The following is a 17,543-nucleotide window of genomic DNA, read 5'->3' as shown; positions in this document are numbered from 1 at the left end:
GATCCCTTCCCGAACTCAGAAGTGAAACCTCTTAGCGCTGATGGTAGTGTGGGGTCTCCCATGTGAGAGTAAGTCATCGCCAGCTCATTATTCCAAAAAGCCCTCTGCTCACGCAGGGGGCTTTTTTTATGCGTGGGATTTAAAAAATTAAGTCAAATTATATTAATTTACAAATTGGTTAATTACTGTTTAATAAAAATAAGTGATTAATAATGCTTAGAAAATTATATAAAAATGACGTTAAAGTTCATGAAATTATTATAGTTTTGTGTGTTTTTTTATCAAACTATGTTATAAAAGTTAAAACGGCATGAAAATTGCCTATAAAACGAGATTTTTATTAGGGGGTCATATGAAACTATCAGTGGGATTACGAATTGCCAACTCGCTGTCATTAACTCCACAGTTACAACAAGCAATCCGCTTATTACAATTATCCAGTCTGGAATTAGAGCAAGAAATCCAGCTACAACTTGATAGTAATCCTTTGTTAGAAAAAGTTGAAGAGCAAATCAGTGTTGAAAGTCTTTCTACTGTTGATGCGAGTCAAAAGGATTTAACTAATGAACTTAATGCAGACCATCTTCCGGACGATCTACCTGTAGATACCGACTGGGATGATGTCTATACCCATCAACCTACAAGTCTGGGTGCAGCAGAGTTCGAAGAGCGCGAAGACAATCGTCAAAGCCAGCAAAGCTTACAAGAATATATGCTCGAGCAGGTTAATTTGCTGCACTTTTCTCGCATTGATCAGCTGATTGCATACTGCATTATTGATTCTCTAGATGAAAAGGGTTTTCTGGATGCAGAAATTTCCGAAATTACTGCATCAGTACAACATCTTTTATCTTCCATGGATTATGAGGAAGAAATCGAAGAGGATGAAGTACTCGTTGTTCTTAAGCATATTCAGCGTCTTGATCCGATTGGAGTAGGTTCCAGAAATCTAGCTGAGTGTTTATTGATTCAGCTGGATAGCCTACCAGTTAATACCCCTTGTCGTAATGATGCGGTTAAATTGCTGCAACATTATGAGCTGCTGATTACCAATGAATTACCAAAACTCATTAAGCAAACTGGTTTAAATCAGGAACAATTACGCTGTGCGGTTGATTTGCTAAAAACTCTTAAACCATATCCGGGACTGGAGTTTGAAAGTAAGGAATCTGATTATCAGATCCCCGATGTCGTGGTAATGAAAAAGAATGACTGCTGGCAGGTGACGTTAAACCCTGATGTGATGCCTAAGTTGAGACTAAATTCTTTTTATACCAATATGATTCGTCGTGCTGATCAGAGCGAAGATAATCAATATTTGCGTAATCAGATGCTGGAAGCGAAAAACTTTATTAAAAGCATCGATGAACGTCATAAAACTTTATTGAAAGTAGCCACCTGTATTGTTGAACATCAGAAAAGTTTTTTAGAAATTGGCCCTGAAGGTATGAAGCCTCTGGTTTTACGTGATATTGCTGAAGAAGTGGAACTACATGAATCAACTGTATCTCGTGTAACGACTAACAAATATATGCTAACTCCTCGTGGTTTGTTTGAACTGAAATACTTCTTCTCGAGTCATGTGGGAACGACTTCTGGTGGTGAGGCTTCATCTACTGCAATCCGTGCCAAAATTAAGAAAATGATTGCTGAAGAAAATGCACGTAAGCCTTTATCGGACAATGCAATTGCCAATCTTTTGAAAGAAGAGGGGATTGATGTGGCACGACGCACGGTCGCGAAATATCGTGAATCGTTACATATTCCTTCATCTTCTGAGCGAAAAGTCTTGATCTAGTTTTTGAAATTTGATTATTCTAGAGATTCATTATGACATCGTAATGAATCTTTTTTTCTTTTGAGGAATGGTAAAAATGATCTGAATAAATGCTTTAAATCACGATTTTGCTTGAGCAAGTTATTGTATTCTTTTCATTTTTAACTGTGACTCTTCTGATCCTAACGAAGGTGAGGGATAGAACTATGCAAATAACAATTCGTGGACATCATTTATCAATTACGCCAGCGATTGAAGAAACTATAAAAACGAAATTTTCACAGATGACCAAACATCTGGATCAGGTGAACAGCATGCAGGTTAAGCTTTCCAAAGATCATCAGATTGATAAGCGCTCAAAAAGAGGCAGTAGTAACCATATCGCAGAAGCGATTGTCCGTTTACCGGGTATTGAGTTTTTTGCCCATGCTAATGCTGATGACATGTATACCTCAATTAAAATTTTGACGGAAAAATTAAAAAAACAGATTGACCGATATCGCGAAATGCAGCTGAATCATCAGAGTTTAGCCATTTAAGCGACCAAATGGGGAAAAAGAGGTTTTTAAAAGCCTCTTTTTTTATATATATAATGTATGTGACTAATGAATTATTTTTTACATTTATAGTAAAATGACTCGTTTTACACCCTTAGTCCTATAAGAGGTCTTGTGATGAATAATGAACAGCTCGCTGAAATTTTAAAAGCCGCTTTTCCTGAGGCGGATGTTGCTGTGAGTGGTCAGGGCGGAAAATTCGATCTCCGTATTGTGGATGATCAGTTTGAAGGTAAACGTCCGGTTGCACGTCAACAAGCTGTTTATGCTCCTCTCAATTCCCATATTGCCAGTGGTGCAGTGCATGCTGTGACCATTCGTGCATTGACCAAAGAAGAATGGCGTAAAGCAAGCTTATTTGGAGCTTAATCAATTAATGGATAAATTCTTAATTCAGGGCGGTATTAAGCTCGACGGTGAAGTGCGTATTTCTGGTGCAAAAAATGCAGCGCTTCCATTATTAGCAGCAATGATTCTTGCTGATACGCCAATCACACTTAAAAATGTTCCAAATCTAAAAGATGTAAATACCTTGGTAAAGCTGATCGCAGGTCTTGGGATCACGATTAGTTATGAAGGCGATACAGTTATTGCAGATACCTCTACTTTGGATAACCAGTTTGCACCTTATGAACTCGTAAAAACCATGCGTGCTTCTATTTTGGTGCTTGGTCCTCTATTGGCGCGCTACGGTAGTGCAAAAGTATCCCTGCCAGGTGGATGTGCGATTGGTTCTCGTCCAGTCGATCAGCATTTGAAAGCACTAGAAGCTTTAGGTGCCGAGATTGAGGTTGAGGCCGGCTATGTCCATGCTAAAGTCGATGGTCGTCTGAAAGGCGGTGAAGTTGTCTTTGATATGGTGACTGTGGGTGGTACTGAAAATATTCTGATGGCTGCAGTATTGGCGGATGGTGTGACTACGATTCGTAATGCGGCGCGCGAACCTGAAATTACCGATCTTGCCCAAATGCTGATCAAGATGGGTGCGAAGATTGAAGGTCTGGATACCGATACACTAGTGGTAACCGGTGTAGAAAGCCTGCATGGCTGTGAATATGCAGTAGTGGCCGACCGTATTGAAACTGGTTCTTATCTGGCTGCTGCAGCTATTACTGGTGGACGTGTTAAAACCACGCATACAGATCCGGCTTTAATGGAAGCTGTACTGGATAAGTTTGAGGAAATGGGTGCGGAAGTCACTCGTGGTGATGACTGGATTGAACTGGATATGATGGGTAAACGTCCGAAAGCAGTGAGCTTCCGTACCTTGCCACATCCAGATTTCCCAACAGATATGCAAGCTCAGTTAATGGCAGTCAATGCTATTGGCCGTGGATTTGCCACAATTTCTGAAACGATTTTTGAAAACCGTTTTATGCATGTTCCTGAATTGGCCCGTATGGGAGCCAATATTCAGGTCGAAGGTAATGATGCTGTCGTAACGGGTGTAGAAAAACTTTCTGCAGCACCTGTGATGGCAACAGATTTACGTGCTTCATTCTCTTTAGTTCTTGCAGCACTTGCAGCCGAAGGAGAAACATTGATTGACCGTATTTATCATATTGACCGCGGTTATGAAGATGTCGAAGCAAAGTTACAAGGTTTAGGTGCCCAAATTAAGCGAGTAAGTTAATGAGTGATATGAGAAACGATGATCCAAACTTTGACGTAATGGGCAATTTTGATCATGGTTTAACGTTAGCATTAAGCAAGGGCCGTATCTTAAAAGAAACTTTACCTCTGCTTGAAACAGCAGGGATTAACCTGCTGGAAGATCCGGATAAATCACGTAAGCTGATTTTTCCAACCACGCATAAACAGGTGCGTATCCTGATTTTACGTGCCTCTGATGTGCCGACTTATGTTGAGAATGGTGCGGCAGATATCGGTGTAGCAGGTAAAGATGTGTTGATGGAACATGGCGCGCAAAATGTCTATGAACCATTAGATCTTAAAATTGCCAACTGCAAATTGATGACAGCAGGTAAAGTCGGCATGGAGCGTCCGAAAGGCCGTTTAAAAATTGCGACTAAATACGTGAATCTGACCCGTCAATACTACGCGAGCCTCGGTGAACAGGTTGATGTGATCAAGCTTTATGGTTCAATGGAACTTGCACCATTGGTGGGTTTAGGTGATTACATTGTTGACGTGGTCGATACAGGCAATACACTGCGTGCCAATGGTCTTGAGCCACTTGAAGAAATCTGCAAAGTCTCTTCACGTCTGATTGTGAACAAAGCCAGCTTTAAACGTAAGCAAGCATTGCTGAATCCAATTCTTGCCCAGCTTGAACAAGCGGTTGAAGCACGCGAACAGGCGAAAAAAGCTTAAATTTACGCTGTATTAAAGACCGTCCACTTTGGGCGGTTTTTTATTTGTGCTCAAAAAGATAAGAAGCCTAATGCTTTCATCAATTTTATCTAAAGCTATTTCCAATAAAACTCATAGCACAAGTCTGTTCTAGCTACCGACAAAGTCTTTGAAAACAGGTAAACTAAAGCCTTCGAATTCAAACCTTATGGGTATATTGATGCGACGTTTATCGACACAAGATCAAAACTTCAAGCAGGCGTTTGCTGACTTGTTGGCTTTTGAAACCGTGAATGATCCTGAACTTTTAAAAACTGTAGACCAAATTATTGCTGACGTACGTCAGCATGGTGATGCTCATGTTCTTAAATTGACTCAGCAGTTCGATCGACATCCAGCGCATCAATTTTCAGATTTAGAACTGACTCAAGAGCAACTTAAAGCAGCTTTCGAAGGCTTAACGACTGAAGTGCGTGAAGCCTTAGAATTGGCTGCAAACCGTATTCGCGAATTCCATCAGGCACAAAAACAGGATGGTTGGACGTATGTCGATGCTCTAGGTAATACCTTGGGTCAGAAAGTGACGCCATTGGATCGCGTAGGGATCTATGTACCAGGTGGCTTGGCTTCATATCCATCTTCGGTGTTAATGAATGCTGTTCCTGCACATGTGGCAGGTGTAGGTGAAATTGTTATGGTGGTGCCTGCTCCAAATGGTGAACTGAATCCATTGGTCTTGGCTGCTGCCTATCTGGCTGGCGTACACCGTGTATTTACCATTGGTGGCGCACAAGCGGTTGCTGCATTGGCCTATGGTACAGAAACCATTCCACGTGTCGATAAAATCACTGGTCCAGGTAACCGTTTTGTGGCTGCGGCAAAACGTGCAGTATTTGGTCAGGTCGGTATCGACATGATTGCTGGTCCTTCAGAAATTCTGGTCTATGCAGAAGGGCAGAACAATGCCAAATGGTTAGCGATGGATTTGTTATCTCAAGCTGAGCATGACACTGTTGCTCAAGCTGTATTTATTACGCCTGATGAACAGCTTCTCAATGAAGTAGAACAAGCAATTGAAGAGCATTTGCTAGCTCTACCAAAAGCAGAAATTGCCCGCACTTCAATTGCCAATCGTGGTGCATTAGTGCTTGTGAAAGATCGTGCTGAAGGTATTGAGCTGATTAACCAAGTAGCACCTGAACATTTAATGCTGTGTTTGGATGAAGCTCAAGAAATGGCTGAAGAGATTCGCCATGCCGGTGCGATCTTCATGGGACGTTATACGCCTGAAGCGATTGGTGACTATTGTGCAGGTCCAAACCATGTATTACCGACATCGGGTACAGCACGTTTCTCATCACCACTGGGTGTGTATGATTTCCAGAAACGTTCAAGCCTGATTATGTGTTCTGAAGATGGTGTGAAAACCCTTGCGAAAACTGCAGATGTTCTGGCACAGCAGGAAAATCTGGATGCGCATGCCCGTTCAGCACGCTACCGTTATCAGTAATTAAATACTTATATTAAATAAAAGATATTTCTTTCCCTTCGGGAGAGGTTAGGTAAGGGGAATTATTTGACCTCTCCCTAACCCTCTCCTAAAAGGAGAGGGAATTTGAGAATAGAAAATGTCGAATATCACCATAGAGCAAATGCGTTTTTGGAGCCCTGAAGTCCGTGAGCTAGAGCCTTACGTTCCAGGTGAACAGCCCAAAATTCAAAACCTTTTAAAATTAAATACCAATGAAAATCCGTATCCACCATCACCGAAAGTCGTGGAAGCGGTGCAAAAAGTTTTAGCCAATGGCGCAGATGTTTTACGCCTTTATCCAGATCCCGATGCATCTGAATTGAAACATGCCATAGCTAAACAACAAAATGTGGCTGCTGAAAATGTCTTTGTCGGTAACGGTTCTGATGAAGTTCTAGCACATATCTTTAAAGCCTTTTTTATTCAGGAACAGCCACTGCTTTATCCAGATATTACCTATAGTTTCTATCCGGTTTATAGCCAGTTCTTTGGTGTCAAAACCAAAATCTTGCCACTGAATGAAAATTTTGAAATTGTGGTAGATGATTATAAACAGCCAAATGGCGGCATTATCATCACCAATCCGAATGCGCCAACCAGTATTGCGCTTAGTTTGTCTGCCATTGAAGAAATTCTGCAGGCGAATCCTGATTCAGTGGTCGTCATTGATGAAGCCTATGTAGATTTTGGTGCTGAATCAGCAGTGAGTTTGATTGATAAATACGAGAATCTAGTAGTCTGTCAGACGACTTCAAAATCCCGCTCTTTAGCAGGCCTACGTGTTGGTTTCGCGATTGCTCAACCTCATCTGATTGCAGCGCTTGAAGCGGTAAAAAACAGCTTTAACTCTTATCCAATGGATCGTTTTGCCATTGCGGCTGCGGTAGCTTCATTTGAAGATCAGGAATACTTTGAAGCACAAAATGCCAAAGTCATTGCCAGTCGTGAAAAACTGGTTAATCAGTTGAATGAGCTCGGTTTCAAAGTCTTGCCATCAAGTGCGAACTTTATTTTTGCTTCACTACCATCAAAAGATGCAGGTGAGTTAGCGGCAGAATTACGGGAACGCGGCATTATCGTACGTTACTTTAATAAACCTCGTATCAATCAATTCTTACGTATTACCATTGGTACAGATGAGCAAAATCAGCGTTTAGTAGACACGTTGAAAAATGATATTTTAGCTTAATTAAATCCACCCTAACCCTCCTTTGATAAAGGAGGGAACCTTTTTCTTTTTAAAGAGAGAGAATCCCCCTCTTTGTTAAAGAGGGGGGTAGGGGAGATTCAAGACTCTATGGAGTCGCTTTTTTATTTATTCGGGTTTATACCAAGTATTGAGTAAATCCAACATGGCTTCAACCTTATCAAAACACTCCTGATATTCTGCATCACAGTCAGAAGAAATCGTAATTCCGCCACCAGCCCAAAGTGAAACCTCATCTTGATATTTCTGAATCGAGCGAATCAGAATATTCCAGCTTCCTGTTCCATCAAAATTAAAATAACCTAATGAACCACAATACGCTCCACGTGGAGCACCTTCTAACTCTTCAATAATTTGCATGGCGCGAATCTTTGGTGCACCGGTAATTGATCCACCTGGAAGTGCATACAGCAATACCTCAAAAGGATGTACACCTTCTTTTAAGGTCGCTTCGACTTCGCTGACCATATGATGTACTTGGTTAAATGACTCAATATTGAATAACTTAGGTGTCTTGACTGAACCTGTTTCTGCATAAACACTGAGGTCATTGCGTAGTAAATCTACAATCATGACATTTTCAGCCTGATCCTTCTTTGAGTCTTTTAAGCGTTGTTTGGATTGTTCATCAAGCACCGGATCGGCAAAACGTGGCATGGTACCTTTAATCGGTTTGGTGACAATTTTTCGATGTGCTTCAAAATCAATAAACAGTTCAGGTGAACAGCTCAATAATTCAAAATCACCAATACGAAGATAGCCCGCATATGGCGCATTGGTTAATGTCCAGAAAGCATGTGCAGTTTCTAATAATGAACCTTCAGCCAGTGCTGTAAATTCCTGGGTCAAGTTAATCTGGTAACAATCACCGGCTAGAATATAATCCTGAATATCCTGGAATGTCTGTGCATAGCGAGATTTGTCCCAACGTGGGCTGCAAAGGGTTTTTAATTGAAACTTAGGCGCTATGGAGGCTTGATTTAATAGATTTTGAAGATGATTGAAAATATCTGCTGCTTGCGGATCATGACTATAAAATACCCATTGATCAGCTTCGAACTTGATATAAGAATCAAATTGACCGATAAATAAGCCAGGTTGAGCTCGCTCCGGGTATTGGATGTGCTGTTGAGCAGCGTAATCATAGCCAATAAACCCAACATAACCCCCAGAAAATTCATTCGCTTGAATATCTGGAGTTTGCTCAAGCTCTAAGATGAGTTTAGCTATATTAGCCTGATATTGTTCGATATCCACTCTCTTAAATGACTGAGGTTGCCCATCTTGCACCATAAAATATTTCTGTGCACAGCAGGCAATAAAAGGCTGCCCATTATTATTTAAATATACCAGGTGATCTAAGGGGCTTAATGCATGCAATAGATCTTTAAGCTGAAGAGATGCAAAACTTAAAGGACAATGGTAAGGAGCTTCGTTCATTCAGTAGCGCATATTCCGATATGACCCGGTATTTTATATCAAGAATAGGAAAAAATATTTCTAAATCATCAAATACCGTTTGTCGGTAAGCTCAATATTGCGACCAACAACAGTTGATCAAAATATGACTCGACGTTAATTTAAGTGGGCGAGCAAAATTACTCAAGGAAAGATGCTTTGCGTTGTCAGAAAATAAAAAACACAACGTCAGCACTGAGTGATTCACAACCAAAAAAAATAGTACTCTTGGGAGAGTAAACAATGAAAAAATTCACAAAATTGGCTTTAGCTGCTTCAGTTGCTTTTAGTGCAAACGCAATGGCGATGCAAGCAATGGATGATGCATCTCTAAGTGAAACAACTGGTCAAGACGGTCTTAGTATTGGTATTGGTATCTCTAAAATTGAAATTGAAAAGTTATTTATTCATGACAATGATGGTTTGGGTACAAGTGCATCAATTAACATGAATGGCTTAGTATTAGATGCAAATAATGCTATTGCTTATACAAGGGGTACATTACCAACGAATCAAGGTGGTGCTGTAGTTAATATCCCAACACAAACAGCTACATATGATTCTGTTCGTAAAGCTGTTAATTTAGGTGGTACAGGTGGAGCTGCTGCGATTACTATCTATGGTAATGGTATCGCTGGTGATGCAAACGAAAGTCATGGTATTGTGATTGGTGCAAACTATGATAATAATGGCGCTTATCTTTTAACATCACGTAACCTTGCAGATTTAACTATTGACTCTGATGCGGGGGCTGGCAATCCATTCATCAATATTGGTGCCCAAGTTTCAGGTTTAGATATTAAAATTGGTAAAATTGGTATTCAAGCCAGTGGAACTGATGATCCTACCGCACTGCGTCGTGGTGGTACAGGTGTAGTTAATGATATTTTAACTGGATTGTCTGTTAAAACTGGCCCAATGTCTGCCAATATCCAATTGGGTGCAGCACCACAAGGCGCAATGGTTAAATTGAATGCAAACATGATCGGTGGCTTAACCATCCAAAATCTTGGTATTTTGGATAACTCGACTAAGCAAGGTGACGGTGACGGTTCAGATGCTGCAAACCGTGCAGCAGGTGTGATCCATCTTGATACAATTAAAGTCACAGATGCAAACTCTGCTAATTTAACGCTGAACCAAGACATCAGTGTATTTGGGGCAACAGGCGCTGGCGATAACGAGAAAGGTTATGTACAAATCCTGAGCACAAGTGGTGCGCATGATATGAAAGTACAAGGTATTCGCTTAGGTAGTGCAGATGCAAAATCCATTGGTGATATAGAAGTTCAAGGCATGCAAACTTACTATACTCCAGCTGGACAGCAAGGTGTTTACCATCCAGGTGCAGTGATTACTATTCGCGGTCACTAAATTTCATTGTAAAAAAGCGCGTGTTTACACGCGCTTTTTTTTATGACTACAACATCTATCTAAAAAAATAAAAAAAGACTGTATTTTTTTGAAAAAGAAGGTATCTTTCTAGTTACAGGGAAGTAGAGTGAAGACTCTATAAAAAGAAAAATTAGGCACATCATGCCAATGATAAGAAAAGTAAAAGAATATGTTAGAGATTGCATTGGGCTCGGCATTGATGTATTACGCTGCCAAAGAAGCTCTGGATATTAAAAAACAGCCACCAGGCGCTGTTCACTATACTGAAGTTCTTGATTCAAGAAATGATTCTTTCGTACGTATGCACCGCGAACATGTGGAAGTCAAACCTGCACTGTTAGACCAGTTTCAGGGAATTGTGCGTCAGGCTTATGATTATAGTTGTGGTTCGGCAGCACTTACGACTTTATTAAATGGCTATGTAGGAACCCAACTGGGTGAACAGCAAGTCATGAATGGCCTAATGAAATTTGGTGAAACGGATAAAATCATCGAACGTCGTAGCTTTTCCCTTCTTGATATGAAGCGTTTTGTTGCTGCCTTAGGCCTGGAAAGTGGTGGCTATCGCGGAGAATTTGAAGATCTGGTTAAACAGGGGCAACCCGCCATTGTTCCTATTTCCTATGCAGGATTTAAACATTTTGTCGTGTACAAAGCTTATAAAAATGGACGGGTTTATGTTGCAGACCCTGCGCTGGGTAATATCAGTTTTGATGAACAGCGATTTAAGGAAATTTGGGAAAACAATACTTTATATTTAATTAATGTTCCTGAACAATATCGAAAAAACTTTTTGGCATTAAAAGATTCGGATATGCGTCATGTCGAAGATGCAACCATTAACCGTTATGCTTTAGTTGATATGCAGTATCCACAGTTCTATATGGATAAAATTGCCGATAAAGCATCGACTATCCGTATGGATCGTAACCGTAATGTAGATTCAGAAAAATTTGGGGAATATCAATATAATTTTCTCAGACTTTATTACAAGAATAAATAAAACGAAAAGATGGCTATAGAAAAATTAAAAATGGTGAAATGGATATGAACAGTAAATGGATGAACAAGACATTCTTGGCGCTCAGCATTCAGATGGTCATGGGAGTAGCATGGGCTGCGGATGAGCCTGAACTGGGTGAGTATGAAACGGTTGAGGAAGAAGTAGTCGAGACTGCCGCATCCGTTGATATTCAGCCTGCACCAGCAGCAACTCAAGCTGTAGAAGAACCTGAACTTGGGGGGTATGAAACAGTTCAGGAGGAAGCTGTAGCAGAGCCTGAACTGGGAGGATATGAAACTGTTCAGGAAGAAGCTGTTGTTGAAACAGCTGCACCTGTTGAAGCTCCAGCCACTCAAGCAGTAGATGCATCTCAAGCCTTACAGAAAAAAGAAGGAGATGCTACTCAGGAAGCAAGTCTAGAAGAAGTATTTACTTCAAATGAGCGTCAATACTCACTTATTAAACAAGGCGAAATTTCATCCTATTACGATATTGATTATACCTATTATCGAGATACACAACTCGATATGGAAATGGCACAGGGCCAATTGTATCAGCTCCGTGTTCAGGAAAATGCAACACATAGCCTGACCAATACTTTCACTTTTCAGTACGGGGTGAAAGATAACCTGACCTTAACAGCTTCCTTACCTTTGGTGGCTAAAACAGATTTATTAAAAGATACCTCTACAGCAGGATTAGGGGATATTAGTCTAGGTGCACGTTGGGAGCCATTCCCTTTAAAAGCAGGTCGTTTACCACTTATTTTATTTGCCAATTTGTCGACTAAAACAGGTGATAGCCCATATGAAATTAATGCAGCAAAAGATCTGGCTGCAGGTAAAGGATATTACTCAGCGGGTGTAGGGGCGAGTACACGTAAATATATTGACCCGGTGGTGCTGTTTGCCTCAGTTTCTGCAAATTATGGGTTTAAGGAATCTGGCTTAGATCAGCGTCGCGGTACACGAATTATTGAAGAGTTTGAACCAGGGATTAGTGGTGGTTTTGCTTTCGGTTTCGCTTATTCATTTAACTATGATGTTTCCATGACCATGTCATATCAGCAAAGCTTTAATACTGGTGCAGAATTTAAGTATCACACGGGTGAAAGCTATTCAGCAGCTGATCAGACTAGCTCGACTTTTGCGATTTCTTTAGGGGTGCGTGTATCCCCAGAAACCATTGTAAATGGTACGGTCGGATTGGGGCTGACCGAAGATGCACCAGATGTTTCACTGGGACTCTCATTCCCACTTGATATTTTAGGTTTCGGTAAGAAATTCAGTTAATAGGGGTGTCGTATGAAAAACATTCGACTTAGCCCGTTATTAACAGGAATTATTCTTGCGGGCTGTTCAAGTTATACCTTTGCACAATTAGGGACCAACCTTTCTGTTGACCTGCGTGCATTGTCTATGGGGAACGCAGTTACTGCAGATCCGCCAGGAGTGAATGCAATTCACTTTAACCCGGCTGCATTGGCTAAAATTGAAGGCTTACAAACAGAACAGCAAATTATTGTTGCGAACTTTGATATTCAGCGTGAATTTACTGTTCCTGCTGGATATAACGTTTTTGGTTATTCAGATGATCCAATGGTCTGTAATGATGGGCCTGAAGTGTCTTCTGATTTATGTACAGATTTTAAAGGCCCAGTAAAGGGTGATGTAGAGTATGTCAGTCTCTACGTACCTATTCTGAAAAAAATGGTGGATTTAGGTGAAGGCCTCCCGATGGCAGCACCTACCATGGGGGTCTCTTATAAACCACCAGGTTCTAAAGCAACTTATGCAACTGCCGTTTATGCACCACTAGTGGCAGGTTTTGGTCATGAGGATGGTAATCCGGCCAATTTTATGGGACAACAGGTTGCTTTAGAGCGGATTACATATTTATCTCCATCAATTGGTTATGAAGTCAACGACCAGCTTTCGATTGGTGCTTCAATCGGGATGTCTTATCAAGCCATTGCCATGAAAACAGATTTACGTTTTCCCAATGAGCTGATTGGCATGTTACGTATGATTGATGAAGTCGTATGTACACCATTTAAAGAAAATTCTGACATCATCACTGACATCTTGTTACTCGGGATCTGTAATGCTGATGAAGGAATGAACCCATTTGGTAAATTTGGCCAAATGCAACTTTCATTAGAACAAAATTTAAGTCCAAGCTATAACCTGGGTGTTCTATGGGAGCCTACTGAAGATTTCAGTTTTGGTATGGTTTACCAGAGTGCGGCCAAAATGCGCTTAAAAGGTAAATATCATATCGATAATGCCAAAGCGCCACAGGAAATGATTAAAGGTCTGATGACCTCTCCAACTGGCCAGATTTTGGCTGCAATTCTTGGTTTTCCAAATTATATCCCTTCGAGTGAATCAGGTCTGGTTTCCATGGATTTCGAATATCCAGCTCACTTCCAGGCGGGGATCAAATATAAGGTAATGCCAGATCTACAAGTCAATTTTGATATTGGCTGGACAGATTATGCTGCTTGGGACCAATTCAAGTTTGAGTTCGACCGTACCCTGTCTGCCTTGAAGATTGCCAAACTGTTATCTGCCAATGTAACGGATTCTTCACTTGCATTACCGCTTAGGTTTGAGTCGCCATGGAACTTCGGGATCGGAGTAGAGTATTCAGCAACTGACCGACTGAAACTTCGTGCTGGCTATGAACCACGTACCAGTGCCATTCCAAAAGATAAACGCAATACTATGGTACCGATTAATGGTGCACAGCTATTTGGTTTAGGAGTGGGCTACCGTTTTGACGCAGATACGGATCTGGATCTATCTATTGGTTTCTTACGCAGTAAAGATAATATTCCAGCAAATACCAGTAGCCTAGCGAACCAGACCGGGGTAAATAACCTGTTACTGAATCCATATGCAGGCTTGAATGTCAAAACAGATACCAAGATCACAATTTTAGGTTTGAACTATCGCACCCGTTGGTAAGGAAGAAATGATCAGAACAGGGAACTTAGGGATAAAAATGGTACTGGCATTAAGTCTGGTACCATGGTCTTTTTATACAAATGCCAGAGAGTTTATTACGATCATTGGGCCCGATGGGCGACCATTAGTTGTGCCACGTCAAAATAATGAGCAGAAAGAAACAACAAAAAACCAAGCGGCCACTACTCCGAAAAAATTGACTACGCCCGTTACATCTACTGCACAGGATCTGAAAAAATCCGAGCCAAAGGCGGTGGAAAAAAGTGTGACAACAGGTGAGCAAAAAAATAATATGGTTGTACAACCAGTACAACCAGTACAACCAGTACAACCAGTACAACCAGTACAACCAGTACAACCAGTACAACCAGTACAACCAGTACAACCAGTACAACCAGTACAACCAGTACAACCAGTACAACCAGTACAACCAACTAAACACGTTGAGTCTAGATTACCGCAGCACTTACCACCAGTGACACAGCTTCAAACCCCTGAACCTGTCATTCAGGCAGTACCTGATCCTGTTCAAAAACAGGGTTTCAGTCAGGTTGAAGGGGTGGAATATGTGGATAGTGAATATCTGGAAAATAAAGAATTTAATCTGGAAGGTAAAAAACGTTTCTATAGTATGCCTGAAGGGATAGTTGATAAAAATATTGGGTCAACACGTGTACAGACGATTGAGCGTGAAAAAGGAGTTGGACAGTCGATTATAAAATCCTTGTTTCAACAACCTGTCGTAGATTCTGGTCCTATTGTACTGGCTCAAACCTACTATCGTATTTCTCAGCCTGAATCTGTAGAAAGCTTAGGTAAGCAGTGTTTTAAAGATAAAAAAGTTAAGAATGCGAAAGAGATTAGTGCAGGTAAATCCATTAATCTGTGGCCACGGGCACCGCTGAAATCAGATGAGTTTGATTATGAAATTGTGAAGCTAAAATCTGATATTAAAAATATTCAGATTCAGTCTTATGCTTCCCGTCAGAATAATCCTGCCTATTACTGGCCATTTGTTGTATTTCTGGATAAACGAGGCTGTGTTTTAGAAGGAGCAGGCGGTTTCAAAAATCAGGAAGCACAAGCCAATATTATTCAACATGAGAAGATACAGGGAATTATTCAGATTCCTGCGCAAAGCCAATATGTATTAATGACCCCACTCGCTTCAGCCATAGATGTTGAAGACAAGATGCTGACAAATTATGGACAACTAAAACTAGTCGCCATTCGATAAGGACGATTCGAGTAGAATAAGATGAAAAATAAAATATTATATCCATTTGCTTTCACTGCTTTATTTGCCGCCCTCAGCGGATGCGGAGGTGAAAGTGCGAATGTCATACCAGAACAAAATGATGAAGCCACCACGAATGGTTCCTGCTCTGCTACTGCAACGAATTGTCTGGAATGGGGGCTTGAATATCCAATTGATGGTCTTAACTTTAATTGTAGTGGTGATAAAGAAAATACCTTTATTACTTTATTTGACCAAAATGATGGTGTTGCCTCAGGCACTTGTCAAAAAGCAGATAGTATTGAATTTTATCTAAAAAGTTTTAGTGATACCAAAATCAAATTGGGTACTGTCAAGCTCTCTGAATATATGAACCTCAGTACATCGAGCCAATTACCCCGACTAAGTGTACTTGATATTGCCAAGGGAATTACCGGCCGTAATATTGCCAGAATCGAACAGACAGATCCAACCGTACAGGTGGCGATGAAACTGGTCAAAATCTGGCAGACCTTGGCACTGGAAAAAGGCCGTATCTATAATCCGACGGATGTACAGCCCTTGTATATCACAGAAGATATGCGAAAGAATCTGGGCAAAATTAATAAAGATATCAGCCTGACAGATGCAAATTTGGCAGAAACCCTTAAACCTTTTATAGATATTAGCCAAATTAGTGATGATCAGGCCTTTGAAGTCGTAAAAAAACTGGCCAATATTGCCAGCGCAGCAGTATATCAACCGGAATTTTCTCTGTTCTCAACTTCAGGCATTATTAGCAGTAACTTGACTGGTTCTGATGGTCTGGCAGGTTGTAATAAATCTGTATGTGACATTAAAGATAAAACGACTAAATATTTATTTGGACATTTTATCCTGATTACAGACCGCCAAGGTTATACCTTTGGCAGTGGACTACAATGGCGTGACACTCAGCTAAAACTGGGCTCCAATAATCTGGGATCTCTGGGTGGCATTAATGCGGAATTGATCCGTAAAGTCAAACCACAGCAAATTACGGCAGTACCGCAAACCAGTTGGATTAGCCCTGCAACGAGAATGCTTTCATCAAATGCACCATATAAAATGAATGTGGCTAACAACAGCAATCCATTAGAAATTTACCAAGGTCGTTTGCTGAGCGATTATGTGATTGCCGGTAAAGAAGCATTTTATAAGATGGCCACAGGTAAGACTGAACTCAGCGATGCTGATCGTGCCAGTCTTGGCTTATGGCGTTTTAATGCCGATGATGACAACTATAGTGGCTCAATTGATCTTTATAAAATTTTCCCGATCAGCTATCTGGATCGTCAAGTCTTTAGAACAGCTGAAAATGTAGAGCCAGGTGAAGAATATATTTTCCCAATGTATGGCAACATGGAGTTTAAATTTAGCGAAAACTCAATTAGCCCTGTTACAGTGGGTGTTGTGATTGATAGTAATGGTGATGTGCGTACCAATATGCAGTCCGCGAGCAATCTTGCAACTGATAGTATTAATGGTTGCCAGGGAGATATCTTACCGGCTGGACTTAAAGACAATAATGGCGTTCAACAATATCGTCTCGGTACCTTAGGCCGTGCATTTATAGATGAAAAAACAGTATCTATGCGACTGGTCTTCGCTGATCCTGTATTTGGTTCATTAAATGGTGCCCTGGTGGGTATGAACTCCACTATTCAGGCTTCAACCAATACAGATGATAAGATTGTGATTGGTGGGGCATTACTCAACTTATCTAATGTACTGAATGGAACCAGTCGTGTGGGCTTTACCAACTCAGCTGGAGAAAGTGTAGGCTGGGCAAATACTTATGCCAGCTTCCAGAAAGTCTATAACAACAATAATACTGATGAAACGACAGAAGAGACCAATCTGGCCAAGCTAAGTGGCGGAAGTGTTTCATTCAAATTAGCGGATTGTTATAGCATCAAAACCAAATAATGAAAAAAGCCCATCAAATGATGTAATGCCAGTCAGTTAAGCAGACATTAGAAAAATGTAGTAAAAATGAGTGTATGCCAATACGCTCATTTTTTTATGACTTTATCTGAAAATTTAGATTGTACTCTTCAACATTCTCTACCTTCACT

Annotated in this window: 14 protein-coding genes and 1 rRNA gene; 14 read left to right on the top strand and 1 reads right to left on the bottom strand. The window is 40.7% G+C overall.

Annotation, left to right across the window (positions count from 1 at the left end; translation table 11 throughout):
- The 8 genes from rrf to hisC all read left to right on the top strand — a co-directional run.
- Positions 1–85: ribosomal RNA gene (gene rrf / locus FTV14_RS14645) — 5S ribosomal RNA — on the top strand; the annotation flags it as partial.
- A 267-nt stretch (positions 86–352) separates the two neighbouring features.
- Positions 353–1,798 (top strand): RNA polymerase factor sigma-54, encoded by a 1,446-nt coding sequence (locus tag FTV14_RS14640; RefSeq protein ID WP_159124272.1) that lies wholly within the window; start codon positions 353–355, stop codon positions 1,796–1,798.
- A 185-nt stretch (positions 1,799–1,983) separates the two neighbouring features.
- Complete coding sequence (hpf, locus tag FTV14_RS14635; RefSeq protein WP_004783414.1) at positions 1,984–2,316, top strand: ribosome hibernation-promoting factor, HPF/YfiA family; 333 nt, start codon at positions 1,984–1,986, stop codon at positions 2,314–2,316.
- 135 nt (positions 2,317–2,451) lie between these two features.
- Entirely contained in the window at positions 2,452–2,703 is a 252-nt protein-coding gene (gene ibaG, locus FTV14_RS14630; protein WP_004783413.1) for a BolA family iron metabolism protein IbaG, read from the top strand.
- A 7-nt stretch (positions 2,704–2,710) separates the two neighbouring features.
- Complete coding sequence (murA, locus tag FTV14_RS14625) at positions 2,711–3,967, top strand: UDP-N-acetylglucosamine 1-carboxyvinyltransferase (protein ID WP_159124271.1); 1,257 nt, start codon at positions 2,711–2,713, stop codon at positions 3,965–3,967.
- Positions 3,967–4,668: an ATP phosphoribosyltransferase gene (hisG, locus tag FTV14_RS14620; protein WP_005234128.1), complete on the top strand. Its 702-nt coding sequence runs from the start codon at positions 3,967–3,969 to the stop codon at positions 4,666–4,668. Before murA ends, hisG begins: the two co-directional genes overlap by 1 nt.
- Positions 4,669–4,855: 187 nt before the next feature.
- The gene (gene hisD / locus FTV14_RS14615) at positions 4,856–6,157 is read left to right on the top strand and encodes a histidinol dehydrogenase (RefSeq protein WP_180054086.1); all 1,302 of its coding nucleotides are present in this window, start codon (positions 4,856–4,858) and stop codon (positions 6,155–6,157) included.
- Between the two features lie 118 nt (positions 6,158–6,275).
- A complete protein-coding gene (gene hisC, locus FTV14_RS14610) occupies positions 6,276–7,367 on the top strand; it encodes a histidinol-phosphate transaminase (protein ID WP_180047903.1) in 1,092 nt (363 codons plus the stop codon).
- Positions 7,368–7,493: 126 nt separating this feature from the next.
- Here the strand turns inward: hisC and FTV14_RS14605 are convergent, their stop codons facing one another.
- On the bottom strand, positions 7,494–8,825 hold the full coding sequence (locus FTV14_RS14605) for an anthranilate synthase component I family protein (RefSeq protein WP_180012442.1): 1,332 nt from the start codon (positions 8,823–8,825) through the stop codon (positions 7,494–7,496).
- A gap of 261 nt (positions 8,826–9,086) precedes the next feature.
- Here FTV14_RS14605 and FTV14_RS14600 point away from each other — a divergent pair, with 261 nt between their 5' ends.
- The 6 genes from FTV14_RS14600 to FTV14_RS14575 all read left to right on the top strand — a co-directional run bounded on the left by FTV14_RS14600 (position 9,087) and on the right by FTV14_RS14575 (position 17,394).
- Entirely contained in the window at positions 9,087–10,217 is a 1,131-nt protein-coding gene (locus FTV14_RS14600; RefSeq protein WP_180054085.1) for a DUF6160 family protein, read from the top strand.
- A 190-nt stretch (positions 10,218–10,407) separates the two neighbouring features.
- Entirely contained in the window at positions 10,408–11,241 is an 834-nt protein-coding gene (locus tag FTV14_RS14595; protein WP_180054084.1) for a C39 family peptidase, read from the top strand.
- Positions 11,242–11,279: 38 nt separating this feature from the next.
- A complete protein-coding gene (locus tag FTV14_RS14590) occupies positions 11,280–12,533 on the top strand; it encodes a hypothetical protein (RefSeq protein WP_180054083.1) in 1,254 nt (417 codons plus the stop codon).
- A gap of 12 nt (positions 12,534–12,545) precedes the next feature.
- Positions 12,546–14,210 (top strand): OmpP1/FadL family transporter, encoded by a 1,665-nt coding sequence (locus tag FTV14_RS14585; protein ID WP_005234148.1) that lies wholly within the window; start codon positions 12,546–12,548, stop codon positions 14,208–14,210.
- Between the two features lie 7 nt (positions 14,211–14,217).
- The gene (gene filE / locus FTV14_RS14580; protein WP_180054082.1) at positions 14,218–15,447 is read left to right on the top strand and encodes a putative pilus assembly protein FilE; all 1,230 of its coding nucleotides are present in this window, start codon (positions 14,218–14,220) and stop codon (positions 15,445–15,447) included.
- Positions 15,448–15,468: 21 nt separating this feature from the next.
- On the top strand, positions 15,469–17,394 hold the full coding sequence (locus tag FTV14_RS14575) for a hypothetical protein (protein WP_180003090.1): 1,926 nt from the start codon (positions 15,469–15,471) through the stop codon (positions 17,392–17,394).
- The last annotated feature ends 149 nt before the right edge of the window (positions 17,395–17,543 follow it).

Origin of the sequence: Acinetobacter sp. YH12236, from assembly GCF_013417645.1 — a bacterium.
Classification (GTDB): Bacteria; Pseudomonadota; Gammaproteobacteria; order Pseudomonadales; family Moraxellaceae; genus Acinetobacter.
This window is presented reverse-complemented; position numbering and strand designations above follow the sequence as displayed.

Excerpts from the sequence above, each read along its gene's own strand:
- hpf (WP_004783414.1), top strand. The coding sequence starts at position 1,984 with ATGCAAATAACAATTCGTGGACATCATTTATCAATTACGCCAGCGATT.
- FTV14_RS14640 (WP_159124272.1), top strand. The coding sequence starts at position 353 with ATGAAACTATCAGTGGGATTACGAATTGCCAACTCGCTGTCATTAACT.
- filE (WP_180054082.1), top strand. The coding sequence starts at position 14,218 with ATGATCAGAACAGGGAACTTAGGGATAAAAATGGTACTGGCATTAAGT.
- murA (WP_159124271.1), top strand. The coding sequence starts at position 2,711 with ATGGATAAATTCTTAATTCAGGGCGGTATTAAGCTCGACGGTGAAGTG.
- ibaG (WP_004783413.1), top strand. The coding sequence starts at position 2,452 with ATGAATAATGAACAGCTCGCTGAAATTTTAAAAGCCGCTTTTCCTGAG.
- FTV14_RS14575 (WP_180003090.1), top strand. The coding sequence starts at position 15,469 with ATGAAAAATAAAATATTATATCCATTTGCTTTCACTGCTTTATTTGCC.
- FTV14_RS14585 (WP_005234148.1), top strand. The coding sequence starts at position 12,546 with ATGAAAAACATTCGACTTAGCCCGTTATTAACAGGAATTATTCTTGCG.
- FTV14_RS14605 (WP_180012442.1), bottom strand. The coding sequence starts at position 8,825 with ATGAACGAAGCTCCTTACCATTGTCCTTTAAGTTTTGCATCTCTTCAG.
- hisD (WP_180054086.1), top strand. The coding sequence starts at position 4,856 with ATGGGTATATTGATGCGACGTTTATCGACACAAGATCAAAACTTCAAG.
- FTV14_RS14600 (WP_180054085.1), top strand. The coding sequence starts at position 9,087 with ATGAAAAAATTCACAAAATTGGCTTTAGCTGCTTCAGTTGCTTTTAGT.
- FTV14_RS14590 (WP_180054083.1), top strand. The coding sequence starts at position 11,280 with ATGGATATGAACAGTAAATGGATGAACAAGACATTCTTGGCGCTCAGC.
- hisC (WP_180047903.1), top strand. The coding sequence starts at position 6,276 with ATGTCGAATATCACCATAGAGCAAATGCGTTTTTGGAGCCCTGAAGTC.
- hisG (WP_005234128.1), top strand. The coding sequence starts at position 3,967 with ATGAGTGATATGAGAAACGATGATCCAAACTTTGACGTAATGGGCAAT.
- FTV14_RS14595 (WP_180054084.1), top strand. The coding sequence starts at position 10,408 with ATGTTAGAGATTGCATTGGGCTCGGCATTGATGTATTACGCTGCCAAA.